22 protein-coding genes are annotated in these 25,474 nt (G+C 71.7%); 6 read left to right on the top strand and 16 right to left on the bottom strand.

From position 1 onward, the window contains the following. Positions 1-44: 44 nt before the first annotated feature. Complete coding sequence (locus tag OG417_RS16190; RefSeq protein ID WP_329256233.1) at positions 45-1,037, top strand: YihY/virulence factor BrkB family protein; 993 nt, start codon at positions 45-47, stop codon at positions 1,035-1,037. Between the two features lie 59 nt (positions 1,038-1,096). Here the strand turns inward: OG417_RS16190 and gatB are convergent, their stop codons facing one another. The 6 genes from gatB to OG417_RS16160 all read right to left on the bottom strand — a co-directional run bounded on the left by gatB (position 1,097) and on the right by OG417_RS16160 (position 10,161). Continuing rightward, positions 1,097-2,578, bottom strand: coding sequence for an Asp-tRNA(Asn)/Glu-tRNA(Gln) amidotransferase subunit GatB (gene gatB / locus OG417_RS16185; RefSeq protein WP_329262329.1), 1,482 nt, complete (start codon positions 2,576-2,578; stop codon positions 1,097-1,099). An 11-nt stretch (positions 2,579-2,589) separates the two neighbouring features. Further along, positions 2,590-4,095 carry an Asp-tRNA(Asn)/Glu-tRNA(Gln) amidotransferase subunit GatA gene (gene gatA, locus OG417_RS16180; protein WP_329256230.1) on the bottom strand — a complete coding sequence of 502 codons (1,506 nt, stop codon included), beginning with the start codon at positions 4,093-4,095 and terminating at the stop codon, positions 2,590-2,592. A gap of 275 nt (positions 4,096-4,370) precedes the next feature. Further along, on the bottom strand, positions 4,371-4,718 hold the full coding sequence (gatC, locus tag OG417_RS16175) for an Asp-tRNA(Asn)/Glu-tRNA(Gln) amidotransferase subunit GatC (RefSeq protein WP_329256228.1): 348 nt from the start codon (positions 4,716-4,718) through the stop codon (positions 4,371-4,373). A 109-nt stretch (positions 4,719-4,827) separates the two neighbouring features. Beyond that, positions 4,828-6,927, bottom strand: a complete 2,100-nt coding sequence (locus OG417_RS16170) for a putative bifunctional diguanylate cyclase/phosphodiesterase (protein ID WP_329256226.1) — start codon at positions 6,925-6,927, stop codon at positions 4,828-4,830. 221 nt (positions 6,928-7,148) lie between these two features. Further along, complete coding sequence (ligA, locus tag OG417_RS16165) at positions 7,149-9,311, bottom strand: NAD-dependent DNA ligase LigA (RefSeq protein WP_329256224.1); 2,163 nt, start codon at positions 9,309-9,311, stop codon at positions 7,149-7,151. A gap of 109 nt (positions 9,312-9,420) precedes the next feature. Next, positions 9,421-10,161: an SDR family oxidoreductase gene (locus OG417_RS16160; protein WP_329256222.1), complete on the bottom strand. Its 741-nt coding sequence runs from the start codon at positions 10,159-10,161 to the stop codon at positions 9,421-9,423. 139 nt (positions 10,162-10,300) lie between these two features. Between OG417_RS16160 and OG417_RS16155 the strand changes: the two genes are divergently transcribed. Then, entirely contained in the window at positions 10,301-10,648 is a 348-nt protein-coding gene (locus OG417_RS16155) for a winged helix-turn-helix transcriptional regulator (protein WP_329262326.1), read from the top strand. Here OG417_RS16155 and OG417_RS16150 read toward each other — a convergent pair whose 3' ends face one another. The 4 genes from OG417_RS16150 to mnmA all read right to left on the bottom strand — a co-directional run bounded on the left by OG417_RS16150 (position 10,649) and on the right by mnmA (position 15,134). After that, positions 10,649-11,851: an NACHT domain-containing protein gene (locus tag OG417_RS16150; protein WP_329256220.1), complete on the bottom strand. Its 1,203-nt coding sequence runs from the start codon at positions 11,849-11,851 to the stop codon at positions 10,649-10,651. It lies immediately after the preceding gene. Between the two features lie 269 nt (positions 11,852-12,120). After that, a complete protein-coding gene (locus tag OG417_RS16145; protein ID WP_329256218.1) occupies positions 12,121-13,119 on the bottom strand; it encodes a methionine synthase in 999 nt (332 codons plus the stop codon). Positions 13,120-13,190: 71 nt separating this feature from the next. After that, entirely contained in the window at positions 13,191-14,006 is an 816-nt protein-coding gene (locus tag OG417_RS16140) for an LLM class F420-dependent oxidoreductase (RefSeq protein ID WP_329256217.1), read from the bottom strand. A gap of 51 nt (positions 14,007-14,057) precedes the next feature. Beyond that, positions 14,058-15,134: a tRNA 2-thiouridine(34) synthase MnmA gene (gene mnmA / locus OG417_RS16135; protein ID WP_329256214.1), complete on the bottom strand. Its 1,077-nt coding sequence runs from the start codon at positions 15,132-15,134 to the stop codon at positions 14,058-14,060. A gap of 93 nt (positions 15,135-15,227) precedes the next feature. Between mnmA and OG417_RS16130 the strand changes: the two genes are divergently transcribed. Both OG417_RS16130 and OG417_RS16125 read left to right on the top strand, forming a co-directional pair. Next, the gene (locus OG417_RS16130) at positions 15,228-16,235 is read left to right on the top strand and encodes a DUF695 domain-containing protein (RefSeq protein ID WP_329256212.1); all 1,008 of its coding nucleotides are present in this window, start codon (positions 15,228-15,230) and stop codon (positions 16,233-16,235) included. A 146-nt stretch (positions 16,236-16,381) separates the two neighbouring features. Beyond that, positions 16,382-16,921, top strand: a complete 540-nt coding sequence (locus OG417_RS16125) for a hypothetical protein (RefSeq protein ID WP_329256210.1) — start codon at positions 16,382-16,384, stop codon at positions 16,919-16,921. Between the two features lie 65 nt (positions 16,922-16,986). Here the strand turns inward: OG417_RS16125 and OG417_RS16120 are convergent, their stop codons facing one another. Continuing rightward, on the bottom strand, positions 16,987-18,141 hold the full coding sequence (locus OG417_RS16120; RefSeq protein WP_329256209.1) for a cysteine desulfurase family protein: 1,155 nt from the start codon (positions 18,139-18,141) through the stop codon (positions 16,987-16,989). Between the two features lie 149 nt (positions 18,142-18,290). Here OG417_RS16120 and OG417_RS16115 point away from each other — a divergent pair, with 149 nt between their 5' ends. Beyond that, positions 18,291-18,812: a TetR/AcrR family transcriptional regulator gene (locus tag OG417_RS16115; RefSeq protein WP_329256207.1), complete on the top strand. Its 522-nt coding sequence runs from the start codon at positions 18,291-18,293 to the stop codon at positions 18,810-18,812. A 77-nt stretch (positions 18,813-18,889) separates the two neighbouring features. Beyond that, on the top strand, positions 18,890-20,116 hold the full coding sequence (locus OG417_RS16110; protein WP_329256205.1) for an MFS transporter: 1,227 nt from the start codon (positions 18,890-18,892) through the stop codon (positions 20,114-20,116). Between the two features lie 83 nt (positions 20,117-20,199). Here the strand turns inward: OG417_RS16110 and OG417_RS16105 are convergent, their stop codons facing one another. The 5 genes from OG417_RS16105 to OG417_RS16085 all read right to left on the bottom strand — a co-directional run bounded on the left by OG417_RS16105 (position 20,200) and on the right by OG417_RS16085 (position 25,425). Continuing rightward, a complete protein-coding gene (locus OG417_RS16105) occupies positions 20,200-21,150 on the bottom strand; it encodes an electron transfer flavoprotein subunit alpha/FixB family protein (RefSeq protein ID WP_329256203.1) in 951 nt (316 codons plus the stop codon). Between the two features lie 11 nt (positions 21,151-21,161). Continuing rightward, on the bottom strand, positions 21,162-21,941 hold the full coding sequence (locus OG417_RS16100; RefSeq protein WP_329256201.1) for an electron transfer flavoprotein subunit beta/FixA family protein: 780 nt from the start codon (positions 21,939-21,941) through the stop codon (positions 21,162-21,164). A 225-nt stretch (positions 21,942-22,166) separates the two neighbouring features. Next, complete coding sequence (locus OG417_RS16095; protein ID WP_329256199.1) at positions 22,167-22,826, bottom strand: hypothetical protein; 660 nt, start codon at positions 22,824-22,826, stop codon at positions 22,167-22,169. 109 nt (positions 22,827-22,935) lie between these two features. Next, positions 22,936-24,558, bottom strand: a complete 1,623-nt coding sequence (locus OG417_RS16090) for a serine/threonine-protein kinase (RefSeq protein WP_329256197.1) — start codon at positions 24,556-24,558, stop codon at positions 22,936-22,938. 45 nt (positions 24,559-24,603) lie between these two features. Beyond that, positions 24,604-25,425 (bottom strand): serine/threonine-protein kinase, encoded by an 822-nt coding sequence (locus OG417_RS16085; protein ID WP_329256196.1) that lies wholly within the window; start codon positions 25,423-25,425, stop codon positions 24,604-24,606. Positions 25,426-25,474 lie beyond the last annotated feature (49 nt).

Genomic DNA, 25,474 nt, shown 5'->3' with positions numbered 1-25,474 from the left:
GAACGGGATGGCGCCGTGTCTCTTCTGCCCCTATCGTCAGTCCAATGTCAGAAGATCAGCGGCATGTGCGGATAGCGCTGTTCTTGCGGCGGATCCTGAGCACGGACGCCATGCGCCGGGCGGTCGCCGGCCCCGGTGAGGGCTTCACCGCCCGCGACTGGGTCGTCGTCCTCCAGCGCGTGCGCAAGGAGGCCAAGGAGGACAACGTCGGGCTGATCGCGGCCGGCGTCGCCTTCTGGGCGATCCTGTCGATCGTGCCGCTGCTCATCGGGGTGATGGCGGTGGCATCGCTGGTCGCCGGGCCGGCCTGGGTGCGCGGGCAGCTCGATCCGCTCGCCGGGATCCTGCCCCGTCCCGTCGCGCGCTCCCTGACCGACCAGCTGTCCGACGCGGTCGCGGCGATGAGCGGCCAGGGCCGGACGGTGGGTCTGATCATCGGCCTGCTCGGCGTGCTGTGGACCTGCTCCCGCGGCTTCGGCGCGCTCATCAACGGGCTGCACGTCGTGATCGACGCGGAGGACACGCGGAACGTGATCCGCAAGCGCGCGACGGCGTTCGGGATGACGGCCGGGGCGCTGGCGACCGTGCTGGGAGCGCTGTGGCTGGTCGCCTCGGTGCCACGGCTCGGACTGCGGGACGCCGACGTGATCATGGGCTTCGCCATCCGCTGCCTGCTGCTGGCGGTCCTGGCGGTGATCGGCCTGATCCTGCTGTACCGGTGGGGCACGGACCGCGCGAACGCCGACTGGCACGCGGTCCGCTGGGGCGCGGGCATCGCGATCACCGCCTGGGCCGTGATGTCGGCCGCCCTGGCGATCTACACCGCCGACACGGGCGGGAGAAGCTCGACGTACGGGACCCTGGCGGGAGCGGCGGCCATCGCGACGTGGCTGTACATGTCGTGCTACATCATCCTGCTGGGCGCCGAGATCAACGTCGAGATCGAACGCCTCCTGGCCCACCGCGCCGCCTTCCGCGACGAACCGCCGGAACCCGACGCTTCGGACACCACCCCGGTGGCGGAGCCCGCGGGGTGACGGACCCCGCGACGCGATGCGGTCCGCATCTCCGCGGACCGCATCGCGTCGGGGTGTTGTCAGCCGGTCAGTTTCTGGATGATCAGCTCGCGGGCACGGCCCGCGTCGGCCTGGCCTCGGGTGGCCTTCATCACGGCGCCGACCAGGGCACCGGCCGCGGCCACCTTGCCGCCGCGGATCTTGTCCGCGATGTCGGGGTTGCCCGCGATGACCTCGTCGACGACGGCGGCCAGCTCGCCTTCGTCGCTGACGATCTTCAGCCCGCGCTTCTCCACGACCTCGTCCGGGGTGCCCTCGCCCGCGAGGACGCCGTCGAACACCTGGCGTGCCAGTTTGTCGTTCAGCGCACCCTCGGCGACCAGCGCGCTCACGCGGACGACGTCGGCCGGGGTGACCGGCAGCTCGGTGAGCTCGACGCCCTGCTCGGTGGCGCGGCGGGACAGCTCGTTCATCCACCACTTGCGGGCCGCGGCGGCCTCCGCGCCCGCGCGTACGGTCTCCTCGATGAGGTCGAGCGCGCCCGCGTTGACGATGTCCTGCAGCTCCTTCTCGCTGAGCGACCACTCCTCGCGCACCCGCGCGCGGCGGGCGGCGGGCAACTCGGGCCGGCCGCTCAGCAGCTCGTCCACCCACGCGCGCGGCGGGGCCATCGGCACCAGGTCCGGCTCGGGGAAGTAGCGGTAGTCCTGCGCCTCTTCCTTGCTGCGGCCGCTCGTCGTCGTGCCGGTGTCCTCGTGGAAGTGGCGCGTCTCCTGGACCACCCGCTCCCCCGCGTCGAGCACGCCCGCCTGCCGCTCGATCTCGTGGCGGACGGAGCGCTCCACCGAGCGCAGGGAGTTGACGTTCTTGGTCTCCGAGCGGGTGCCCCACTCCGAGGCGCCCCTCGGCATGAGCGACACGTTGACGTCGCAGCGCATCGACCCCTGCTCCATGCGCACGTCGGACACGCCCAGCGCGCGGACCAGCTCGCGCAGCTCGGTGGCGTACGCCCGCGCGACGAGCGGCGCCTTGTCCCCGGTCGCGACGATCGGCTTGGTGACGATCTCCACCAGCGGGATGCCGGCGCGGTTGTAGTCGACCAGGGAGTAGTCGGCGCCCTGGATGCGGCCGGTGGCGCCACCGACGTGCAGCGACTTGCCGGTGTCCTCCTCCATGTGGACGCGCTCGATCTCGATGCGGTACGTCTCGCCGTCGACCTCGACGTCGAGGTGGCCGTCGACGCACAGCGGCTCGTCGTACTGCGAGATTTGGAAGTTTTTCGGCATGTCCGGATAGAAGTAGTTCTTCCGGGCGAACCGGCACCACTCCACGATCGAGCAGTTCAGCGCCAGACCGATCTTGATGATGCCCTCGATGGCGGCCTGGTTCGTCACCGGCAGGGCCCCCGGCAGCCCCAGGCAGACCGGGCAGACCTGGGTGTTCGGCGGGGCGCCGAACTCGGTGGGGCAGCCGCAGAACATCTTGCTCTTGGTGCCCAGCTCGATGTGGGTCTCGATGCCCAGCACGGGTTCGTACCGGGTCAGCGCCTCGTCGTACGGCACCAGCGTGGTGGTCACTTCACAGCCTCCGTGAGGTCAGGGGCCTGCGCCAGCAGCGGGCCGCCCCAGCGATCCTGCAGGGCCTTCTCCACGGCGGCGGCGACGCGGTAGGTGCGGTCGTCGGCCAGCACGGGGGCCATCACCTGCAGGCCGACCGGCAGACGGTCCTCGTCGGCCAGGCCGCAGGGCACCGAGATCGCGGCGTTGCCGGCGAGGTTCGACGGGATCGTGCACAGGTCGGCGAGGTACATCGCCATCGGGTCGTCGGCCCGCTCGCCGATCGGGAACGCGGTCGTCGGCGTGGTCGGCGACACCAGCACGTCCACCTGCTCGAACGCGGCGTCGAAGTCGCGGGCGATGAGGGTGCGGACCTGCTGGGCCTTGCCGTAGTAGGCGTCGTAGTAGCCGCTGGACAGGGCGTAGGTGCCGAGCATGACCCGGCGCTTGACCTCCGGCCCGAAGCCCTCGGCGCGGGTCAGCGCCATGACCTCCTCGGCCGAGCGGGTGCCGTCGTCGCCGACCCGCAGGCCGTAGCGCATCGCGTCGAACCGGGCCAGGTTGGACGAGCACTCCGACGGTGCGATCAGGTAGTAGGCGGGCAGCGCGTAGGTGAAGTGCGGGCAGGACACCTCGACGACCTTCGCGCCGAGCGACTCCAGCAGCTCCACCGCCTCGCGGAAGCGCGCCAGGACACCCGGCTGGTAGCCCTCGCCGCCGAACTCCTTGACGACCCCGATCCGCAGGCCCTCGACGTCGGCGCGGCGCGCGGCCTCGACCACCGGCGGCACCGGGCGGTCGATCGAGGTGGAGTCCATCGGGTCGTGCCCGGAGAACGCCTCGTGCAGCAGCGCCGCGTCCAGCACCGTACGGGCCAGGGGCCCCGGGGTGTCGAGGGAGGAGGCGAACGCGATCACGCCGTACCGGGAGGAGCCGCCGTAGGTCGGCTTCATGCCGACCAGGCCGGTCACCGCGGCGGGCTGGCGGATCGAGCCGCCCGTGTCGGTGCCGGTGGCGAGCGGCGCCTCGTACGCGGCGACGGCCGCCGACGAGCCGCCGGACGAGCCGCCCGGGATCTTCGTCAGGTCCCACGGGTTGTGGGTCGGGCCGAACGCGCTGTTCTCCGTGGAGGAGCCCATCGCGAACTCGTCCATGTTGGTCTTGCCGAGGATGACCATGCCCGCCTCGCGCAGCCGCGCCGTGACGGTCGCGTCGTACGGCGGCTGCCAGCCCTCGAGGATCTTGGACGAGCAGGTGGTCGGCATGTCCTTGGTGGTGAAGACGTCCTTGTGCGCGATGGGCACGCCCGCGAGCGGGCCGAGCCGCTCACCGGCCGCCCGGCGAGCGTCGACCGCCCGCGCCTGCGCGAGGACGTTGTCCTCGTCGACGTGCAGGAACGCCTTGACGTCGCCGTCGACCGCCTTGATCCGGCCGAGGTACTCTCGCGCGATCTCCTCCGCCGAAGCCTCGCCTGAGGCGAAGAGCCCCGCGACCTCGGCCGCGGTCTTCTTGACAGTGCTCACTGGTCGCTCACCGGCTCCTCACTCGCTCCGCGGATGGGCTCGTACCTCACCCGTCCGCCGCACTCGCTGCGTCGGGCTCGCTCCGCGCTCACTGGTCGCTCACCGGTTCCTCACTCGCTCCGCGGATGGGCTCGTACCTCACCCGTCCGCCGCACTCGCTGCGTCGGGCTCGCTCCGCGCTCATTGGTCGCTCACCGGCTCCTCACTCGCTCCGCGGATGGGCTCGTACCTCACCCGTCCGCCGCACTCGCTGCGTCGGGCTCGCTCCGCGCTCATCACGCCTCCTCGTCGAGAATCCGCGGGACCTTGAAGCGCTGCTGCTCGGAGGCCGGGGCACCGGCGAGCGCCTGCTCGGGCGTGAGGCCCGGCCGTACCTCGTCGGCGCGGAAGACGTTGGTCAGCGGCAGCGCGTGCGAGGTCGGCGGAATGTCCTCCGCCGCGACCTCCTGGACCCGCGCGACCGCGGAGATGATGTCGCCGAGCTGGGTGGCGAGATGTTCGAGTTCGTCTTCGCGGAGCGCCAGCCGGGACAGCCGCGCGAGGTGCGCGACATCGTCACGGGTGATGGCACCGCCGGAAGCTGCCTCCTCGGCGGAGCCCGTGGCGGCGTGCTCATCAGGCATAGGGAAACCGTTTCTGCGATCGATGGATTCGTTTCAATCCTAGAGGGCGGCGCCCCTTGGCACCGACCGGTTTACCCAGCACTGATCATCAGCGGGCACACGCAGGCTGCTAGCAGGCGGCCTCTTCGGGGGCGGCCAGCTCGTGTGAGCGCTCGCGCAGCCAGGCGGTGGCGTCGTCGGCCGTCATCGGCGGCCGGAAATGGTAGCCCTGGGCCGCGTCGCAGCCCATCTTGCGCAGGAGGTCCGCGATCGCGGCGTCCTCGACGCCCTCGGCGACCGAGCGGAGCCCGAGGGTGCGGACGAGGTCCACGATGGACTGCACGATCACCGCGTCGTCACCGGTGTCGCACAGGCGCCCCACGAACGAGGAGTCGATTTTGATCTCTTCCACCGGCAGGCTCCTCAGGCGTACGAGGGAGGAGTAGCCGGTGCCGAAGTCGTCCAGGCTCAGCGGGATGCCGAGCTCGGCGAGCGCGGCGACCGTGTCGGCGGCGTAGGCGGGCTCGGTCATGAGGATCCGCTCGGTGATCTCCAGCTGGAGCGCGTGCGGCGGCACGGCGTGACGCATCAGCCCCGAGGCGATCGTCTCGGTGAGCGTGGAGTCGAGCAGGTCGCGCCCTGAGGCGTTGATGGCGACCTGGACCGGCAGCCCGGCCTGCCACCACTCGGCCACCTGTGCGAGGGCGGCCTCGACCACGAAGCCGGTGATACCGCGCATGAGGTAGGTCTGCTCGGCGATCGGCAGGAACTGGTCGGGTGTCAGCAGGCCCTTGGCCGGGTGCCGCCACCGCAGCAGCGCCTCCATGCCGGCCGGGCGGTCGTCGTCGAGGAAGATCTTGGGCTGGTAGTGGAGCTCGAGCTCGCCGCGGTCGATGGCGCGGCGCAGCTCGCCCTGGCGGCCCAGGCGCTCGGGCGAGTTGCGGTCGCGGTCGGGTGAATAGATCTCCACCCCGGTGCGATTCTCCTTCGCCACGTACATCGCCACGTCGGCGCGCTGCATCAGGAGCTCGAAGTCGGGCGCATGGTCGGGATGCAGGGCGATGCCGACGCTGCCGTCGAGGTCGAAGGAGTTGCCGTCGAGACGCACCGGCTCGCCCAGCGCGGCCCGCAGCCGGGCCGCCACCTCGCGGGCCGCGCGCGCGTCGCGTACGGACGGCAGCAGCACCGCGAACTCGTCACCGCCGAGCCGCGCGACCAGGTCGCCGGGCCGGACGCTGTGGGTCAGCCGGTGCGCGACCAGCTGCAGGAGACGGTCGCCGGTGGGGTGCCCGAGCGTGTCGTTGACCTCTTTGAACCGGTCGAGGTCCAGCAGGAACAGGCCGACCCGCTGCTGCGGCTCCTCGTCGGCCCCCCGGCCCTGGGCGGCCCGCCGCTCGGCCCGGTGGCGCGCCTCGGCGAGCGCCTGCTCGGTACGGACGATCAGCAGCTTGCGGTTGGGCAGGCCGGTCAGGGCGTCGTGCATGGCCTGGTATTCGCGGCTGAGCGACACCGAGGCGTTGAGGTAGACCGCGATGAACGGCAGCACGAACAGCGGCACGAACGCCGCCGACCGGCTCATCGCCACCGTCACCAGGGGCGCCAGCCCGAGCAGCGCGGCGTGGACCAGCAGCTGGAGCCCGAAGTTCCAGCGCATCGCCTTCAGCATCGAACCCCGCTCGTGGAACGCGATCGCCGCGTTGACCAGCCCGGAGTTGACGAGGAAGTACGCCGTGCCGGCGAGGGCCATCGGCAGCAGGTCGGCGCCGTCGGGGACCCACACGTGGCTCGGCGAGGCCGTGATCCCGAAGGCCAGCAGGGTCAGGCCGGCCGCGGTGAAGCTCAGGGTGTACTGGCCGACGTTGAAGACGGTGCGGTGCAGCGCACGGCGGCGCAGGGCGCCGGTGGCCGCGGCCGCGAGCGCCTGGAACACCAGGGCCGTGGGCAGGCCCGCGTACAGCATGGTCGCGAACGTGAACGTGGTCGAGATGGTGGCGCCGGTCGTCTCGGTGGAGCCCGGCGTGACGATCGGCTTCAGCTCGCCGAGGACGATCAGGCAGGCGAGGATCCAGAAAAGCGGGTTACGGACCAGCTCCTGGAGATCGACGGCGCGAAGGAAGGCGATCGAGGCGACGAGCGCCACGATGCCGGCCGAAGTGACACTGACGACGTAGATCCACAACGGCGACCCGCGCCGTGGGACCGTGTCTCGCGTGTTGTTCGGGTCCTTCATCACGTCCTCGAGGGGTTACACACGCTCCGCTTTCACATCCGCGGTGGTGTTTGGACGGACACAGGTTGTGCTGAGGGGAGACTACGACGTTCGGGCAACTTCGCGAAACCGGTTGGGCACGTTCTGTTACGTCCGAAATCTAGGGGTCAACGATACGACAGTAATCGAACGATACCGTACGGTATGTTGTTGCAGGTCAGAAAGCGGGGAACCCGCCGCCGTCACTCCTCGGCCACGACCGCCGCCTCGCTGGCCGCATCCGGACCCTTCTCGAGCAGAACGCCGAAGCCCGTCTCATCCAGGAGTGGCACACCCAGTTTGACCGCTTTGTCGTATTTGGACCCTGGACTGTCGCCGAACACCACGAACCCGGTCTTCTTCGACACCGAGCTCGACACCTTGCCGCCGAGGTTCTGCACGGCGGCGGTGGCGGAGTCGCGGCTGTAGCCCTCGAGCGAGCCGGTGATCACCACGCTGACGCCCTCGAGCGGCCGTGGTCCGGCGCTGCCCTCGTCCTCCATGCGGACCCCGGCCCGGCGCCACTTGTCCAGGATCTCGCGGTGCCACTCCTCCTCGAACCAGTCCTTGACCGAGGCCGCGATCGTCGGGCCGACGTCCTCGACCGCCGTCAGCTCCTCCTCGGAGGCCTCGATGATGCGGTCCATCGACCGGAACTCCCGCGCCAGGGCCTGCGCCGCCGTCGGCCCGACGTGGCGGATCGACAGCGCGACCAGGACCCGCCACAGCGGCTGCTCCTTGGCCTTCTCCAGCTCCTCGAAGAGTTTTTCCACCGTCTTCTTCGGCTCGCCGGCCTTGGTGGCGAAGAAGGTGACGACCTTCTCCTCCCCCGTCTTCGGATCGATCTTGGGCAGGCCGGTGCGCTGCTCGCGTACGACGGACTTGATCGGCAGGAGCTGCTCGACCGTCAGGTGGAACAGGTCGCCCTCGTTCTTGACCGGGGGATCGTCGGGCTCCAGCGGCTGGGTGAGGGCGGTCGCGGCCACGTAGCCCAGCGCCTCGATGTCGAAGGCACCGCGCCCGGCGACGAAGTAGAGACGCTCGCGCAGCTGCGCGGGGCAGGTGCGGGCGTTCGGGCAGCGGATGTCGACGTCGCCCTCCTTCTGCGCCCGCAGCTCGGTGCCGCACTCGGGACAGTGCGTCGGCATCGAGAACTCGCGCTCGGTGCCGTCGCGCAGGTCGACCACGGGCCCGACGATCTCGGGGATGACGTCGCCGGCCTTGCGCAGCACGACCATGTCGCCGATCTTGACGCCCTTGCGCCGCACCTCGTCGGCGTTGTGCAGCGTCGCGTACGCGACGGTCGAGCCGGCCACCTTGATCGGCTCCATCACGCCGTACGGCGTCACCCGCCCGGTGCGGCCGACGCCGACCCGGATGTCGAGCAGCCGGGTGTTGACCTCCTGCGGGGGGTACTTGAAGGCGATCGCCCAGCGCGGCCACCGGCTCGTGGACCCGAGCCGCCGCTGGAGGGCGAGCTGGTCGACCTTGACCACCACGCCGTCGATCTCGTACGCGGGCTCGTGCCGGTGCTCGCCGTAGTGCTCGATGTACTCGCGCACCTGGTCGAGCCCGTCGACCACCGTGTAGCGGTCGCCCACCGGCAGCCCGAACCCGCGCATCAGCTCGTACGACTCGGACTGGCTCCGCGGCTGCTTTCCGCCGGTCCACGTGCCGAAGCCGTGCACGATCATGTCGAGCGGACGCCGCGCGGTGACGCGCGGGTCCTTCTGCCGCAGCGAGCCGGCCGCGGCGTTGCGCGGGTTGGCGAACGGGGCCTTGCCCGCCTCGACCAGGCCCTCGTTGAGCTTTTCGAACGCCTCGACCGGCAGGTAGACCTCGCCGCGCACCTCGAGCAGCTCGGGCACGTCGTCGCCGCTCAGCTGGGTCGGCACGCTGTCGATGGTGCGGATGTTGTTGGTGATGTCCTCGCCGGTGCGGCCGTCGCCCCGCGTGGCACCCCGCACCAGCCGGCCGTTCTCGTACGTCAGGTTGACCGCCAGCCCGTCGATCTTGAGCTCGCACAGGAAGGAGGCGACCGTGCCGACCTCCTTTTCCGCCCGCGTCACCCAGGCGCTCAGGTCGTCGGTGTTGAAGGCGTTGTCGAGGCTCTGCATCCGCTCGAGATGCTCGACGGTCTCGAAGTCGGTGGTGATCGGCGCCCCGACCTTCTGGGTCGGCGAGTCGGGCGTGACCAGGTCGGGATGCTCGTCCTCCAGCGCGCGGATCTCCCGCATCAGGCGGTCGTAGTCGGCGTCGCTGATGGTCGGCGAGTCGAGGACGTAGTAACGGTAGTTGGCCTCGTCGAGCTCCTGGGTCAGCTCGCCGTGCCGCTGCCGGGCCTCGTCGGGTACGGATGTCGCCACGTCTGTCTCCCTGCCGTGCGGGTGCCGCTGAGAGATAGTCTCTCGCGTCGGACTGACAGTTTGACCTGCGGCTCGCCCGTCTTCCGGCCCGTTCGCCGGCGGATGCGGCTCAGGGCGCCGAGAGCACGCGGAAACCGCCGTCGACGGGGACACGAACGCCGGTCGTCGCCTCGAAGTCTCCGCCCACGACCGCGGCGATCACCTTCGCGACGTCCTCGGGTTCGAGCATGCGCCGCAGCACCGAACGCTCGGCCCGCGCCTTCTCCATCTCCGGCGTCGTCAGGTGCGCCGAGGCTTCGGTACGCACCGCGCCGGGCGCGACGACGTTCACCCCGATCCCGTACGGCCCGGCCTCCGCGGCGACGTGCCGGGCGAAGGTGTCGAGCGCCGCCTTGGCGGTGGCGTGCGCGATCGCACCGGGGCGCGTGAGCTCGGCGCTGAGGCTGGAGACGTAGACGATCCGGCCGCTCCCCTGCCCCCGCATCGCCTCCAGGACCCGCTTGGTCAGGTGAAAGACGGCGGCCATCTCACCCTCCACCTTGCCGATGAAGTCCTCCCAGGCCATCGCGTCGAGCGGCGCGAACGGCGGGGCGATGTTGGCGTTGCAGACGAGCACGTCGACGGTGTCGCGGCTCCGGACGAGGGCGGCGACCTGCTCCGGGTCGCGGACGTCGGCCCGGGCGGGCTCCGCCGTTCCGCCCTCTCGCCTGATGTCCTCCACGACCTTCTCCGCGCTCACCGTGTCGCCGCGGTAGTTGACGACGACGTGGAAGCCGCGGCGGCCCAGCTCCCTGGCCGTGGCGGCACCGATCCCCCGGCCGGCGCCGGTGATGAGGGCGACTTTCGACACTTCTCCTCCTCGTGTGGTTCCTGGCGGGATTCACGGTAGGGAGAGACGCTAACTCTTGGTAAGTACATACCCTGAGGTAAGCTCCACACGTCAGGGACGGCTCGCAGGATGGAGCGGGTGGTGGCAGGGCGTGAGTGACATGTTTCACAGGGACTGCCCGGCGCGCATGGTGCTCGACCACGTCACCAGCCGGTGGGGCGTGCTGATCCTCACCGCCCTGCGCGAAGGCGACCTGCGCTTCTCCGAGCTGCGCCAGAAGATCGAGGGCATCAGCGAGAAGATGCTGTCCCAGACCCTGCGCATGCTGCTGCGGGACGGCCTGGTGTCCCGCACGGTCGAGCCCTGCACGCCGCCGAAGGTGACCTACGGCCTGACGACGCTGGGCAAGGGCATCACCGACCCCCTGGAGGCCCTGTCCGGCTGGATCCGCGATCACGCGCGGGACATCCTCGCCGCCCAGGCCTCCTTCGACGCGTCCGGCCGATGATTAGAGCCGAACGATCTTCACTGTTCGGTGCAGGCTCTCGATTCCCCGGACCCGCTGCCCTTCCATGAGCGAGATCCGCAGGTCAACGGCATCGTGCCAGTACCGGTTTCCGAGGCGAGCACTTCCCAGGTACAAGATTCCCAGCCGTCGAAGTGGCTTCGGTGGCCGTACCTCGGTTCCGCCTCGGCGCGGTCGAGCTCGCAGGGCCGTGGTCCGGGACAGCTCGGCACGGCCGAGGACGGTGAGCCGCCAGGCCAGCTCCTGGAGCAGCCGTTCCTTCTGCTCGCGCTCGAGCAGGATGCCGTGATGGCTGCGGATGCCGCGCTCGACGTCGCGGCGCTCCAGCAGCATGTCCAGGACCGCGCGGTACAGGCCCATGCGGTCGCGCGGAAGATGGGTCACGCGGTCGAGGTTGAGGGCCCACAGCATCGCGGCGAGCAGCGGCGTCGTCGCCAGCGCGCGCAGGTGGGGGCCGCCCTCCAGCCGGGCGAGGAGGTTCCCCTCGTACGCGGGCAGGTCCTCCGGGGCGCACGGCAGGTTCCCCGCGTGGCGGACCGCCTCGTGCCACTGCCGGACGAGTTCGCCCAGGTTGTCCGGGGTCATCGGCTCCAGCATCACCGGCCGGAAGCCCTCCGCGGTCAGCCAGCGGCTGTCCGCCGCCGGACGGGACGTGATGATCGTCCGTACGCTCGGGTAGACGTCGAGGAGCTCGCGCAGCCAGCGCCGGAGCGTCTCCCGGCGCCCGTACGGCACCTCGTCCACGCCGTCGATCAGCAGGATCCCCCGGCCGGCGTCCAGGACGCGATGCGCCCATCCTGCGGGCGCCAGCCCGGCCAGCGGCCCGGCGACGAGGTCCTCCGGCCGGGGCGGAGGGCCCTCACTCCAGCTGCGGAGCTTGATCAGAAACGGGACGCGCCCGTTCCAGTCCCTGAGGTCCCCGGTGAACGCGCCGCGGGCCGCGGTCACCGCGATCCAGCCCAGTGACGTGCTCTTACCCGACCCCGCCTGGCCGCGCAGGAGCGTACGGGACGAGCGGGCGAGCATCGACTCGGCCGGCGTGGTCGACGGCTCCCGCTCCGCGCGGTCCCCGGTGAGCGCCGCCATCTTCAGCGGACCGCCGTCGTCGCGTACGCGGTCCTCGGCGGTCGCGGTGAGGCTGATGTAGGCGACGCTCAGGGTGGCACGGGGGCGGTAGTGCTCCACGCGGAGGCCGAACAGCTCGATCTCGTCCAGGGTGCGGGCGAGGTGTTCGACCTTCCGGCGGCGAAGCGGTCCGGAAACGACACCCTGATCAGCTCGGTCAGATCCTTGCCGCGGTCCGAGGTGGCGGCGCGGGCGGCCGGCCACTCGCGGCCGGCGCGTCGGGCGACCGTCCGGCCGGCGGCGGCAGCGGCCACTTCGAGTCCCGTCATCTTCGCCCCCGAGCGCCGATTCGCGACGACACTCCGAAATCGACGCCTGCGACGGGGGCGTTACCCGTCCTCGGAGGTCTCCAGGAGGACGCGGGCGGCCTCACGGCAGTGTCTCAGGGCCGTGCGGGCGTACGACGGGGTCGCGCCGGCCAGGCCGCAGGACGGGGTGATCACCGCGGCCTCGGCCAGAGACTTCGGGGAGAAGCCCAGGCGGCGCCACAGCTCGCGTACCCGCGCCACCGAGCGCTCGGGCTTCGGCAGCCTCGTGTCGGTCGCCGGGATCACGCCCAGCAGGAAGCCGGTGCCCGCCTCCACGGCCTCGCCGATGGCCTCCTCGTCGCGGAGCAGGGACGCGTCCACCGACACGGCCTTCGCTCCGGCCGCGCGCAGCAGGCCGTACGGCACGTTGGGGGCGCAGCAGTGGACGATCGGGAAGGCTCCCGCCGGCTCGATGACGCGGCGCAACGTGTCCTCGGCGATCGGCGCCTCGACCGGGCGGATGCGGGAGAAGCCGCTCGCGGTCGGCACCGTGCCCGCCAGGACGCCCGGCAGCGACGGCTCGTCGAACTGGACGAGCAGGTCGGCGCGCGGCAGGCGCCGGCGTACGTCGCGCACGTGCGCGGCCACGCCCTCGGCCAGGGACGCCGCCAGGTCGCGTACGGCGCCCGGGTCGGCGAGCGCGCGCTCGCCGCTCCTGACCTCGATCGACGCGGCCAGCGTCCACGGCCCGGCCACCTGGATCTTGACCGGGCCCTCGAACTCGCCGGCCTGCTCTTCGAGCGTGTCCAGGTCCTGGGCGAGGAGGCCGTGCGTACGCGAGGCGTCGCGGCCGGGGTGGTCGGTGAACCGCCAGCCGGACGGCTGCACCGCGACGGCGAGATCCACGAGCAGCCCGGCGGTACGGCCGATCATGTCCGCGCCGGGCCCGCGCGCCGGCAGCTCGGGCAGGTGTGGCAGGTCCGGCAGCTCGCCGAGGACGACCCGCAGCGTCTCCGCGGGGTCCTCGCCAGGGTAGGAACCGACGCCTGTGGCGGCGCCGGGGGCCCAGGGAAAGTTCACAGCATGAGCCTAGTGCGGCCGCGGAGACCACCCGTCGCGAGCGGCCTGCGGCACGGCGTGGGTGCGGTCTCTCAGGTGAGCTCGGCCATCCGGTCGAGGCGGCGGAGCGTCTCGTCGGCCGGCTCGGTCGGCAGGAAGAAGAGGATCTCGTCCACGCCCGCCAGGGTGAGCTGCTCCACCGCGTCCGGTTCGGCGCGGGCGGCGTAGGCGACGACCGGCACGTGCCGTCCGGCGCGGGCGCGCAGGTCGGCGATGGCCTTGGCGAGGGCGCCGTCGCGATCGCGGCCGACCACGGGCATCCAGCCGTCCCCGTACTCCACCACCCGGTCGAGCGTCTTCGGGCCCCAGCCGCCGACGAGGACGGGCGGCCGGCGTACGGGCTTGGGCCAGGAGAAGATCGGGTCGAAGTCCACGAACTCGCCGTGGAACTCGGCCTCGTCGTTGTCCCAGATCTCCTTCACCGCGAGGACGTACTCCCGCATGCGCGCCATCCGGGTCTTCGGGTCGACGCCGTGGTGGAGCATCTCCTCGCGGTTCCAGCCCGCACCGACGCCCAGGACGGCGCGTCCGCCGGTGACCAGGTCGAGGGAGGCGGTCTCCTTGGCGAGCAGGATCGGGTCGCGCTGGTTGACCAGGGCGATGCCCGTACCCAGCTCCAGGCGCTCGGTGACGACCCCGGCCGCGGTCAGGGCGACGAACGGGTCCAGCGTCCGGTAGTACTGGCGCGGCAGGTCTCCGCCGCCGGGGTACGCGGTCGTACGGGCGACCGGGACGTGGGTGTGCTCGGCCAGGTAGAGCGAGGCGAAACCGCGCTCCTCCAGGGCGGGACCGAGCGCGGACGGCGCGATGCCCTCATCGGTCACGAACGTCGACACGCCGAATCTCATGGTGCTCCCAACGTGGTGGACGACTGGCCCTTACCCACCACGGCGGGCAGATCACGCCAGAGAGTGCTCGGCGACGGCGATCGTGGCCGAGCCCAGCACCCGGTCCTCGGCGTACAGGACCGCGGCCTGGCCCGCGGCGACTCCGCGCGCCGGCCGGTCGAGGGTCACGCGGAGCGCGTCGCCGTCGAGCCGGGCGGTGCAGTCGTGCACCTCGCCGTGCGCCCGCAGCTGGACCCGGCAGGCGAGCGGCTCCTCCGGCGGCGGCGCGAGCCACACCGGACGCTCGGCGACGATCTCATGGACGTCGAGCGCCTCACGCGGGCCGACCGTCACGGTGTTGGTGACCGGCGAGATGTCCAGGACGTAGCGTGGCCGCCCGTCCGGCGCGGGCCGGCCGAGCCGCAGGCCGTGCCGCTGGCCGATCGTGTACGCGTACGCGCCCTCGTGCTCGCCCAGGACCTCGCCGGACGTGTCGACGATCGGGCCCTTCTCCGCGCCGAGGCGCTCGGCCAGGAAACCCCGGGTGTCGCCGTCGGCGATGAAGCAGATGTCGTGGCTGTCGGGCTTGTCGGCGACGGCCAGGCCGCGCCGGTCGGCCTCGCGGCGCACCTCGTCCTTGGTCGTGTCGCCCAGCGGGAACATCGCGTGCGCGAGCTGCTCCCTCGTGCAGACCGCCAGGACGTAGGACTGGTCCTTGGCCAGGTCGACGCTGCGCCGCAGCACGCCGTCCTCCAGCCGAGCGTGGTGCCCGGTGCAGACCGCGTCGAACCCGAGCGCGAGCGCGCGGTCCAGCAGCGCGGAGAACTTGATCTTCTCGTTGCAGCGCAGGCAGGGGTTGGGCGTGCGGCCCGCGGCGTACTCGCTGACGAAGTCCTGTACGACGTCGCGGTCGAAGCGTTCGGCCATGTCCCAGACGTAGAACGGGATGCCGATCACGTCGGCGGCACGCCGCGCGTCGCGGGCGTCCTCGAGGGTGCAGCAGCCGCGTGCGCCCGTACGGTAGGACTTGGGGTTGGCCGACAGGGCGAGGTGGACGCCGGTCACCTCGTGGCCGGCCTCGGCGGCACGTGCGGCGGCCACGGCGGAGTCGACCCCGCCCGACATGGCGGCGAGTACGCGAAGAGTCATGACGTCATCGAGGGTACGCACCCGGGGCCGCCGAGGGGAAACGCGCCCGCCCGCGCGCGGGGGCGGGCTCACGCGAATACGATTGGCGGCACTATGGGAATCTTCCGTCGCTCATCCGACGCGCCCGCGCCGTACGTCGAGGCCATCGCGCGCTTCTGGGAATGGTGGCCGCAGGCTCGCCGGCGCCTGGACGAAGGAGTGCCGGCGGACATCGCCGAGGAGATGTCCGCGCACGTCGAGGCGATGCACGCCGACCTCGAATGGGAGATCGGCCCCGGCCCGAGCCTGACCGTGAGCGGTGGCGGCGTGGACGAGCTGCGCGGCCTCGCCGAACGCTGGCGGCTCGGCGCACCGGACGACGACAACTGGAAATATCGCGCCGCACGGCCCGCCGACCCGGCGATGCTCACCGGCAAGCTCCAGCTCGAAGACCACGAGTTCGACCTGGACTACGTACGCATGGGCCTGCGCGCCGACTCCTCCCGGGCACGCGTCGACGTGGCCGCCTACCATCCCGACTTCCTGTTCGTGCCGGAGGAGACCCGGCTCGCGCTCACCCACCGGGTGCTCGACTGGGCGCTGGGCGAGGACGACGTCGCGCGCTGGATCGGCGAGGTGACGACGGCCGAGGAGGAGCCGATGGACGCGCTGCCGGCGAGCATGCTGCCGCCGGTGGTGGAGCAGATCGCCGCGCCGTTCAGAGAGCCGGCGTGGCTGGTCGGCGAAGGCCGCACGCCGCTGGGACACGCGGCGCGCGTCGCCGTGCGCTTCCCGCTGCACCGGCAGGACTATCCGCTGTGCGACCTGTACGTCGCGGTGACCCTGCCGTACGCCAACACCAACCCCGACCGGCTGCCGGTCGAGCCGTCGGCGACGGCCCTGCGGCGCTTCGAGGAGGCGGTGGAGGCGATGGGCCCGCGGGCGGTCCTGGCGGCCCACGAGACCGGCGACGGCCGCCGGGTGCTGCACCTGTACGCCGACCCGGACTCCGGCGCGGTCGCGGAGCTGGACCAGCTCGCCGCGGCCTGGTCCGAGGGCCGCGCCAAGGTCACGTCACAGTCCGACCCGGCCTGGTCCGCCCTCGCCCCGTACCGCCCCTGACCGCCGGCCTCACGCGTCTTCGACCAGAACGACGCCTCTATTTCTCCTCGGGCGAGATCACGGGTCATATCGAGCGAAGGCACATACCGGGCTTTTAATCTCCGGCTATCTTTAGTCCGCCCGAATACCGGCTGCTAAGGATCGTCGTGAATAACCACGCCGTACGTCTCGGCGCCAGCGTGCTGGCACTGACCGCCGTCTTCGCCACGTCCGGGTGCGCGGAGGACGCGAAGACCGACGACGCCAAGTCCAGCCCGGAGGCCAGCAGGCCGGCGGCGAGTTCCACGCCGTCGGCGCCCAGCACGCCGTCTCCGTCACCTTCCTCGACCGTGGTGCCCAGAACCACCGACGCCGCGATCGCGCGTTACCTGACCGCTATGCGCGCGCTGAGCCGAGGCGACTTGAAGACCCTGTGCGTCATTGCCGGGCCGGCGGCCAAGAAGGCCGAGGACGAGGGATTCGGGAAATGCCGGACCACCTTCGCCATCACGCGGAGCATGTTCTCCGCCACGCAATTGAAGGCGCTGCGGACCGCCACCGTCGACAAGTCGAAGGTGACGAGACGGGCCAACGGGAACGTGGACATCCCGGCGCGCGCCGTGATCGCCGACGTGAGGTTCACCGCACACGACCTGAGCGATATGACGCTGTCCTACCGGCACGGCAACTGGTTCATCATCGACTGAGGTCAGGGCGTGTCCACCGGGCGGCCGGCGCGCAGGGCGGTGCCGAACCGGGCGTCGGCGGGCGGTCAGACGGCGCCGGCGCGGCGGGCGCGTTCGACGACCGGGGCGATCTCCTTGGCGGTGGCCTCCACGTCGGCCTCGGTCGAGGTGTGGCCGAAGGAGAACCTCAGCGACCCGCGTGCGCGGGCCAGGTCGGCGCCCATGGCCAGGAGCACGTGGCTGGGTTCGGCGACGCCGGCCGAGCAGGCCGAGCCCGTGGAGCACTCGATGCCGCGGGCGTCCAGCAACATCAGTAGCGCGTCGCCCTCGCAGCCCGGGAAGGAGAAGTGCGCGTTGCCGGGCAGGCGGTCGACCGGGTCGCCGTTGAGGATCGCGTCCGGCACCTCCGCGCGGACGCGGGAGATCAGTTCGTCGCGCAGGGCGGCCAGGCGGACCGCCTCGGCGTCGCGGCGGGACACCGCGGCGCTGACGGCGGCGGCGAAGCCGGCGATCGCCGGGGCGTCGAGCGTGCCGGAGCGCACGTCGCGCTCCTGACCGCCGCCGTGCAGGACGGGAACCGGGTCCAGGCCCTTGGCCAGCAGCAGCGCGCCGACACCGACCGGACCGCCGATCTTGTGCCCGGTGATCGTCATGGCGTCCGTGGTGAACCGGACCGGCAGCTGCGCGGTGGCCTGGACCGCGTCGGTGTGGAACGGGATGCCGTGCTCGCGGGCGATCGCGGCCAACTCGTCGATCGGCTGGACGGTGCCGACCTCGTTGTTGACCCACATCACGCTGACGACGGCGACCGAGCCCGGGTCGCGCTCGATGGTGGCGCGCAGCGTCTCGGGCAGCACCCGGCCGTGCTCGTCGACCGGGAGGGTCTCGACGGTCGCGCCCTCGCGGTCGGCCAGCCAGCCGGCGGAGTCGAGGACGGCGTGGTGCTCGATCGCACTGATGAGCACCCGGTTGCGGGCCGCGTCGGCGCTGCGGCGTGCCCAGAAGATGCCTTTGAGGGCCAGGTTGTCGGCCTCGGTGCCGCCGCTGGTGAAGACGACCTCACTGGGGCGCGCGCCCATCGCCTCGGCGATGATCTCGCGCGACTCCTCGACGATACGGCGGGCCCGGCGGCCCGAAGCGTGCAGTGACGATGGGTTCCCGACCCGCGCGAACTCCGCGGTCATCGCCTCGATCGCCTCGGGCAGCATCGGCGTGGTCGCCGCGTGATCCAGGTACACCATGGCGAGATCAGCCTATCGGCGTGCCTCCGATGGGGCGACGGCGCGGTCTGGCCGTACAAGGTCACCCGGATCTTCCCCTTCCGGGAAGAAAACAGCCGTTCTTCCGGTTTGGCCGTTTGTACCGTCCGGACGGTATAGTAAGGAACGCCATGAAACGAGACGCCCTCCTCGACGCCGCCGAGGTCCTGCTCTGCGAGCAGGGCACGCAGGCGCTCACCCTCGCCGCGGTGGCCGACCGCGCCGGGGTCAGCAAGGGCGGGCTGCTGTACCACTTCCACACCAAGGAAGCGCTGATCAGAGGTCTCGTCGAACGGCTGATCGAGGAGTTCGACGCGCTCATCGCGTCCTACGACACCGGCGGCCCCGGCGCGTACACGCGGGCCTTCGTCGAGGCCAACCTGGCCGTGGTCATGGACCGCGACCAGTCACGGCTGCTGCGACGATGGGCGACCGTGAGCGCGGCGGCCGCCGACCCGGGGCTGCTCGCCGAGATCCGCGAGGCGATGCATCGCTGGCACGATCGCGATCCGGCCGACGATCCCGATCCCGTCGCCGCGCGAATGGCGCGGCTCGCCGCCGAGGGGCTCTGGGAGGTCGCCATGCACGACCCCGGCCTCTACGACGAGGCGCAGCTCGAAGAGCTGCGCACCCGGCTGCTGGACCTGCTCTAACGGCCGAATGACGAAGTGACGAGCCGGCACCCGACGGGTGCCGGTCGTTTCGTGCGCACAACGAAAGAGGTGAAATCATGACGTCTCGCGTCCTCAGCCGGGCCCGCCTGGGCACCGTTCTCACGTTCGCCCTGGCCGGCATGCTCTGCGGAGTCTGGGTGTCACGCACACCGGCGCTCGCCGACAGGTTCGGGCTGAGCGACGGCTCCGTCGGTGTCGCGATCCTCGTCTGGGGTATCGGCGCGATCATCGCGATGCAGGGCCTGCGAGGCGTCATGGCCCGCGCCGGCAGCGCCGCCGTCCTGCGTGTCGCGGCGCCGCTGACCGCCCTGAGCATGGTGTTCGTCGCGCTCGCCCCGTCCTGGCCGCTGCTGCTGGCCGGCGTCGCGATGTTCGGCATGACCTTCGGGCTGACCGACGTCGGCATGAACGCCCAGGGCAGCGCCGTGGAACGTTCCTACGGCCGGCCCGTCATGAACGCCATGCACGCCGGATGGTGCGCGGGCGCCATCTCCGGCGGCCTGCTCGGCGCCTTCAGCGCCTCGGCCGGGATGTCGTTCGGCCAGACGCTGTGCGGCGGCGGGCTCCTCGCCCTGCCGGCGGCGCTGGCGATCGGCCGCACGTACATCCCGGAGCACACGTCCGAGGAGGAGAACGAGGACTCCCCCACGGCGACCGCACGACGGTCCCGGCGCGTACGGATGCCGCTCGTGGTCTACCTGGTCGGCGCGCTGGCGTTCGCCGCGTTCATGATGGAGGGCTCGATCGCCGACTGGAGCGGGCTGTACCTGAGCCGCGAGCTCGGGGCCGGCGAGGCGGTCGGCGCCCTGGGGTACCCGCTGTTCGAGGCCGCCATGCTGACCGGGCGGCTCGTCGGCGACCGGCTGCGGGGGCGTCTCGGCACCCGCCGGCTGCTGACCTACGCCGGGCTGGGCACGGCCGCGACGGTCATGGTCGTCGTCCTGGCGCCGGTGCCGAAGGTCGCGCTGCTCGGGTTCTTCCTCGCCGGGCTGGCGATCTGCACGGTCACCCCGACGACGATCTCGGTGGCCGGCACCGTCGCGCCCGGCCGGTCGGCCGGAGCGGTCGCGCAGGTCGGGGCGATGGGGTATGGCGGCCTGGTCCTCGGCCCGGTCGTGATCGGCTTCCTGTCCGACGTGTCGTCGCTGCGCGTCGGGCTCGGCGTGGCGGCCGTCCTGGGCCTGCTGATCGCGGCGGGCGCGCGGTACGTGCCGATGCGGCGCCTGGTGGCGTTCCGCGGCGAACGCGAGGTCGAGCGGGACACCGTGACCCTCGCGGCCTGACCCGCCTCACCCGTACGGCCCGGCGAACGGCGGAACGCCCCGGCGGCTCCTGGAGGAGTCCGCCGGGGCGTTCCGCACCACGGCTACTTGCGCTTGTTGATCTCTTCGGTGAGCTGCGGCGCGACCTGGAACAGGTCGCCCACCACGCCGAAGTCGACCAGCTCGAAGATCGGCGCCTCGGAGTCCTTGTTGATGGCGACGATCGTCTTGGAGGTCTGCATGCCGGCCCGGTGCTGGATGGCGCCGGAGATGCCGACCGCGATGTAGAGCTGCGGCGACACCGTCTTGCCGGTCTGGCCGACCTGGAAGGTGTGGGGGTACCAGCCGGCGTCGGTGGCGGCGCGCGAGGCGCCCACCGCCGCGCCGAGCGAGTCGGCCAGCTCCTCGATGAGCTTGAAGTTGTCCGCGCCGCCGACGCCACGGCCGCCGGAGACCACGATCGCGGCCTCGGTCAGCTCCGGCCGCTCGCCCTTCTCCTGGACGACCTTCTCGACCACCCGAGCGCCCTTGGCGGCGTCGGACAGCGTCACCGACACCTGCTCCTCCTCCGGAGTGGAGGGGGACGCCTCGGGCGCCGTGGAGTTGGGGCGTACGGCGATGATCGGCGTGCCCTTGGTCACCTTCGCGTGCGTCACGATCGCGCCGCCGAAGATCGAGTGCTCGCCCACGAAGCCGTCGGCGAGACCGACGACGTCGGTGAGGACGCCCGACTCGGTGCGGACCGCGAGCCGGCCCGCGATCTCCTTGCCCTCGCCGGTCGCGGCGACGAACACCGCGGCGGGCGACCTGTCGGCCACCAGCTGGGCCAGGAGCTCGACCTTGGGCGCCACGACGTAGGAGGTCAGCTCCTCGTCGGCGGCGACGTAGACCTTGCTCACGCCGTACTCGGCCAGCTTGTCCTTGGCGCCCTCATAGCCGGGCCCGACCCAGACCGCGGCGGCGTCGCCGTACGCACGGGCGAGCGTCAGCAGCTCGAACGTGACCTTCTTGACCTCCCCGTCGACATGGTCGACGAGGACGAGAATCTCCGCCATCTCCCCGCCCCTCAGACGAACTTCTTCGACGCGAGGAAGTCGGCGGCCTTCACGCCACCGTCGCCCTCGTCCTTGATGATCTGACCCTTCTCACGCGGTGGCGCGTCGGCGAAGTCGACGACCTCGGTGGAGGCTCCGGCGAGCCCGACCAGGGCGGCGTCGATCTCGGCGTCGGCGACGGCGAGCTTCTCGACGGGCTTCTTCTTGGCCGCCATGATCCCCTTGAACGAGGGGTAACGCGGCTCGTTGATCTTCTCGACGACGCTCACGACCGCGGGCAGCGTGGCCTCGACCCGGTCGAAGCCGTAGTCGGTCAGCCGCTGGGCCTTGAGTGAGGTGCCGTCGACCTCGACCTTGTTGGCGAGCGTCACCTGGGGGACGCCGAGGCGCTCGGACAGCATCGCGGCGAGCACCCCCGTGCGCGCGTCGGTCGACTCCGAGCCCAGGATGACCAGGTCGAACCCGATCTTCTTCAGCACCTGGGCGAGGGCGTACGACGTCGACAGGCCGTCCGAGCCCACGAGCGCGTCGTCCGACAGGTGGACCGCCTTGTCGGCGCCCATCGCGAGGGCCTTGCGGATCGAGTCGGCGGCCTTGTCCGGACCCATGGTCAGGACGGTCACCTCACCGCCCTGGGACTCCTTGATCGACAGAGCCTCTTCAACGGCGTACTCGTCGAGCTCGTTGATGACACCGTCGGCGGCCTCACGATCGAGCGTGCTGTCGTCGGCCTTCAACTTCCGTTCGGTCGCCGTGTCGGGCACCTGCTTAACGCAGACGACGATGTTCATTCCGTGTACGCCCTCCCTGCACACTCCATGACGCGCCTCTCTCCCTCCCGCCTCGCCCGCGTCGAGCGGGCGCCGCCCGGTCGGGCCGGCACGGGGTGGTCATGCTTTCGCACCATAAGCCTGCCAAACTCCCGAAGGACATTCGGCTTCGGGGGCACAGCAGGGGTACCGCCCTGATGTTACCCATGAGTAGCGTAGGCGCAAAACCCCGGCCCGCGGCCACTCTCACAGGGCGTAGCGGTGCACCGAGTGCTGGAAGTGGGACAGCTCCTGCACGATGGAGTTCTCCAGCTCGTACACGGGGCCGAAGCTCGGCTGCAGCACGATCGCGCCCGCGACCGCGCCGAGGGCCAGCGCGCACAGCAGCACCCCGGCGACCGCGATGCGCCGCGGGTCGTCGGCGAACGCCGTGAACACGCGCATGAGGTGGCGGCGCGGCGTACGGATGCCGGGCGCCGCCAGCAGGACGTACGCCGCCGCTCCCGCACCCCAGGCCGCCCCGACGAGCGGGGAGACCTCCACGTCGACCGCCGCGCCCAGCATCACCGCCAGCGGCACCAGGACGGCGAACGCCCCGGCGTACGGCACGGTGACGAGCGTGCCCGCCACGCCACGGACCAGGTCGAGCGGTGCCGTCAGCGGCCCCGCCAGCGCGCGCAGCAGGCCGCCTCCGTGACGGCGCGAGTGCCCGTCGGCCGCTCGCAGGTACGAGGCGCCGGCCAGGGCGAGCAGGAGCCCGAAGAAGGGCAGCACGACCGTGAAGGCGACCTCGATGGCGACCACGAGGTAGGTGAAGAGGCGTGACCATCCCTCGATCACGGCGTCGGCGGCGTCTTCGGCCGCGAGCCGGTGTGCGGGGACCGGGTGTGTCTCGTCCGACGTCATCGCGAGGCAACACTACCGGCGCGGCGGCCCTTCGGGGGTGAGGCGCGAACGGGCTGCCCGCCCGGGCGGGCAGGGACTTCGCAGAGGCACCGCGCCGCTACGCGGAGGCTCAGCCGCCGCGCAGGTCGCGCAGATAGTGCCGCAGGTCCTTCAGGTCCTGGTTGAACTGCGGGAAGTTGAAGGGCCGCAGCTCGGGCGTCTGGCTCAGCGAGAAGGACACGAGGAAGAAGACGAGCAGGCCGACGACGCCCACGACGATCCAGGCGCGTTCGCGCTGAGGCGCGACGGCTCCCCAGATCCGCACGAGCTGGCGGCGTGCGGGCTCGCTGCCCGGACCGAGGCACGTGACGAGGATGAAGGCGGCGACGCTGAGCGACAGGGCGCGCGCGATCGTCATCTCCGACTTGGCCAGCATCGCGATGAACAGCACGACGACGCCGGCCAGGATGGCGAGCGGGCTGATCAGCGCCATGACCAGCCCGGAGCGGACCACCGAGAACGGCGATCTGACGATCACCCCGGCGACGTCGGCGGGCCGCGGCCCCCGGCGGGTGCGTTTGGAGGCGAGGGTCTGCGACGCGTGGTCCGCGGTGCGCAGCAGGAGCATGGCGATCAGTACGACGATCAGCGCGATCGACGGGACCATCATCGCGAGGCCGACCGCGCCGGCGAGGAGCATGAAGCTCAGCAGCCGGTAGAGGCCGTACGGCTTGGGCCCGTCGGGTCGCGGCGGCCGCTCCGGCGGGCGCTCACGCGTCGGCGCGGGCGGGGGGTACGGCTGCCGCCCGTACATCGACGGCTGTGGCTGCGGCGGCGGTGCCGGGGGCAGCTGCCCCCGGAAGTCGCGTGGGTTGGCGAGCGGCGGCGCGGCCACGGCCGTCAGCGGCTTGGTGTGCGGCGGCACCGGCGCGTCGAACGCCGTGCGCTCGACGTCGAGCCGGGATGTCAGGCCGACGAGCGCCTGCGCGGTGGGGCGCTCGGCCGGGTTGCGGGACATCGCGGCGCGGATGAGCGGCAGGAGCGCGGCGGGCACGCCGTCGAGGTCGGGCCGGCCCTCCATGATCTTGTAGAAGATCGACTCGAAGGTGCCGGCGCCGAAGGGCGCGCGGCCGGTGGCGGCGAACGCGATGGTGCTGGCCCAGGAGTGGATGTCGGCCGGCGCCGCGGCGTCCTCGCCCTCGATGATCTCGGGCGCGAGGTAGCCGGGGGTGCCGATGACCAGGCCGGTCGCGGTGAGCCGCGTCGCGTCGACGCCCTGCGCGATGCCGAAGTCGATGACGACCGGCTCGCCGTTCTCGGCGAACATGACGTTGCCGGGCTTGAGGTCGCGGTGGATGATCCCGGCGCCGTGGATCGCGGCGAGCGCCTCGGCCAGGCCGGTGGCCAGCCGCCGCAGCTCGCGCATCCCCAGCGGGCCGCGGTCGCGTACGGCCTGCTCCAGCGTCTGCCCGGGGACGTACTGGGTGACGACGTAAGGCGGCTCGGCCGTCACGTCGGCGTCGACGATCTCGGCGACGTGCGGGCTGCGCACGCGGCGCATCGAGTCGACCTCGCGGGCCAGCCGGCGCAGCGCCGTCTGGTCGGAGGCGACCCCCGGACGCAGCACCTTGACGGCGACCCGCCGCCCCTGGGGGTCGGTCGCCAGGTGCACGACGCCCATCCCGCCTTCCCCGATCTTGTCGAGCAAGCGGTACCGGCCGATCATCTGCCCGGACGTGTCTACCCCCTCCATAGTTCCGCCACGATACCCGTGCAAGTGCGGTCAAGCGGGCGCCAATCAGGACATCGCGGCGAACACGAGGCCCGGTTCCCCTACCGTAAGGCGGCCGGCCAGCCACGCAGCCGAAGGCCGCGCGGCCGGGTCACGCCGCAGGGCGAGCCGCAGCAGCGACACGACCGGCTCGGACACCCCGTCGAGGTCGGCCGCGCCGCGCAGCACGCGGAAGCACACGCCGTGCAGCGACCCGGCGCCGAAGGGCGGCCGGCCCGTCGCCGCGAAGGCGACCGTGGCCGCCCACGAGAAGACGTCGGAGGCCTCGCTGGACCGCCCGCCGTCGATGAGTTCCGGCCCGACGTAGCCGGGCGTGCCGGTCAGCACCCCCGCCTGCGTCTGCCGCACCGCGCTCGCGTCCTGCGCGATGCCGAAGTCGATGATCTTCGGCGCGCCCGCCGCCACCATGACGTTGCCCGGCTTGAGGTCGCGGTGCAGCACCCCGGCGCCGTGGATCGCCGCGAGGCCCGTCGCGAGCCGCCCGGCGAAGCCGGTCAGCATCTCACCCCGCATCGGGCCGAACCTGGCCACCAGGTCGCGCAGCGGCACACCCGCGACGAACTCGGTCACGATGAACGGCCTCTCCCCCTCCAGGCAGGCGTCGAACACCTCCGCGACGTACGGGCTGCGCACCCGCGCCATCGTCTGCGCCTCCCGGGCCAGCCGGCGGCGGATCGCCGGGTCACCGGCCAGGTCCCCCCGTGGTTCCTTGACCGCGACCACGCGTCGATAAGGGTCCATCGCGCGGTGCACGACGGACGTGGCGCCCTCCCCGACCGGCTCCAGCAGGTCGTAGGAGCCCAGATGCCGAACCCCTATGACGTTCATGACCGGTTCGACGTGAGATCACGCCCGCGGGTTCCGAGTAATGTCGGGA

It is taken from the genome of Actinoallomurus sp. NBC_01490, from assembly GCF_036227085.1.
Taxonomy (GTDB): Bacteria; Actinomycetota; Actinomycetes; order Streptosporangiales; family Streptosporangiaceae; genus Actinoallomurus; species Actinoallomurus oryzae.
Note: the sequence above shows the minus strand (reverse complement) of the source record. Positions and strands in the feature narration are given on the sequence as shown.

What these genes read in the sequence shown, in the direction of transcription:
- gatC (WP_329256228.1), bottom strand. Translation starts at nt 4,718, where the DNA reads ATGCCTGATGAGCACGCCGCCACGGGCTCCGCCGAGGAGGCAGCTTCC.
- OG417_RS16115 (WP_329256207.1), top strand. Translation starts at nt 18,291, where the DNA reads ATGAAACGAGACGCCCTCCTCGACGCCGCCGAGGTCCTGCTCTGCGAG.
- OG417_RS16105 (WP_329256203.1), bottom strand. Translation starts at nt 21,150, where the DNA reads ATGGCGGAGATTCTCGTCCTCGTCGACCATGTCGACGGGGAGGTCAAG.
- OG417_RS16155 (WP_329262326.1), top strand. Translation starts at nt 10,301, where the DNA reads ATGTTTCACAGGGACTGCCCGGCGCGCATGGTGCTCGACCACGTCACC.
- OG417_RS16120 (WP_329256209.1), bottom strand. Translation starts at nt 18,141, where the DNA reads ATGGTGTACCTGGATCACGCGGCGACCACGCCGATGCTGCCCGAGGCG.
- OG417_RS16140 (WP_329256217.1), bottom strand. Translation starts at nt 14,006, where the DNA reads ATGAGATTCGGCGTGTCGACGTTCGTGACCGATGAGGGCATCGCGCCG.
- OG417_RS16110 (WP_329256205.1), top strand. Translation starts at nt 18,890, where the DNA reads ATGACGTCTCGCGTCCTCAGCCGGGCCCGCCTGGGCACCGTTCTCACG.
- OG417_RS16090 (WP_329256197.1), bottom strand. Translation starts at nt 24,558, where the DNA reads ATGGAGGGGGTAGACACGTCCGGGCAGATGATCGGCCGGTACCGCTTG.
- OG417_RS16095 (WP_329256199.1), bottom strand. Translation starts at nt 22,826, where the DNA reads ATGACGTCGGACGAGACACACCCGGTCCCCGCACACCGGCTCGCGGCC.
- OG417_RS16170 (WP_329256226.1), bottom strand. Translation starts at nt 6,927, where the DNA reads ATGAAGGACCCGAACAACACGCGAGACACGGTCCCACGGCGCGGGTCG.
- OG417_RS16190 (WP_329256233.1), top strand. Translation starts at nt 45, where the DNA reads ATGTCAGAAGATCAGCGGCATGTGCGGATAGCGCTGTTCTTGCGGCGG.
- OG417_RS16100 (WP_329256201.1), bottom strand. Translation starts at nt 21,941, where the DNA reads ATGAACATCGTCGTCTGCGTTAAGCAGGTGCCCGACACGGCGACCGAA.
- OG417_RS16085 (WP_329256196.1), bottom strand. Translation starts at nt 25,425, where the DNA reads ATGAACGTCATAGGGGTTCGGCATCTGGGCTCCTACGACCTGCTGGAG.
- mnmA (WP_329256214.1), bottom strand. Translation starts at nt 15,134, where the DNA reads ATGACTCTTCGCGTACTCGCCGCCATGTCGGGCGGGGTCGACTCCGCC.
- OG417_RS16130 (WP_329256212.1), top strand. Translation starts at nt 15,228, where the DNA reads ATGGGAATCTTCCGTCGCTCATCCGACGCGCCCGCGCCGTACGTCGAG.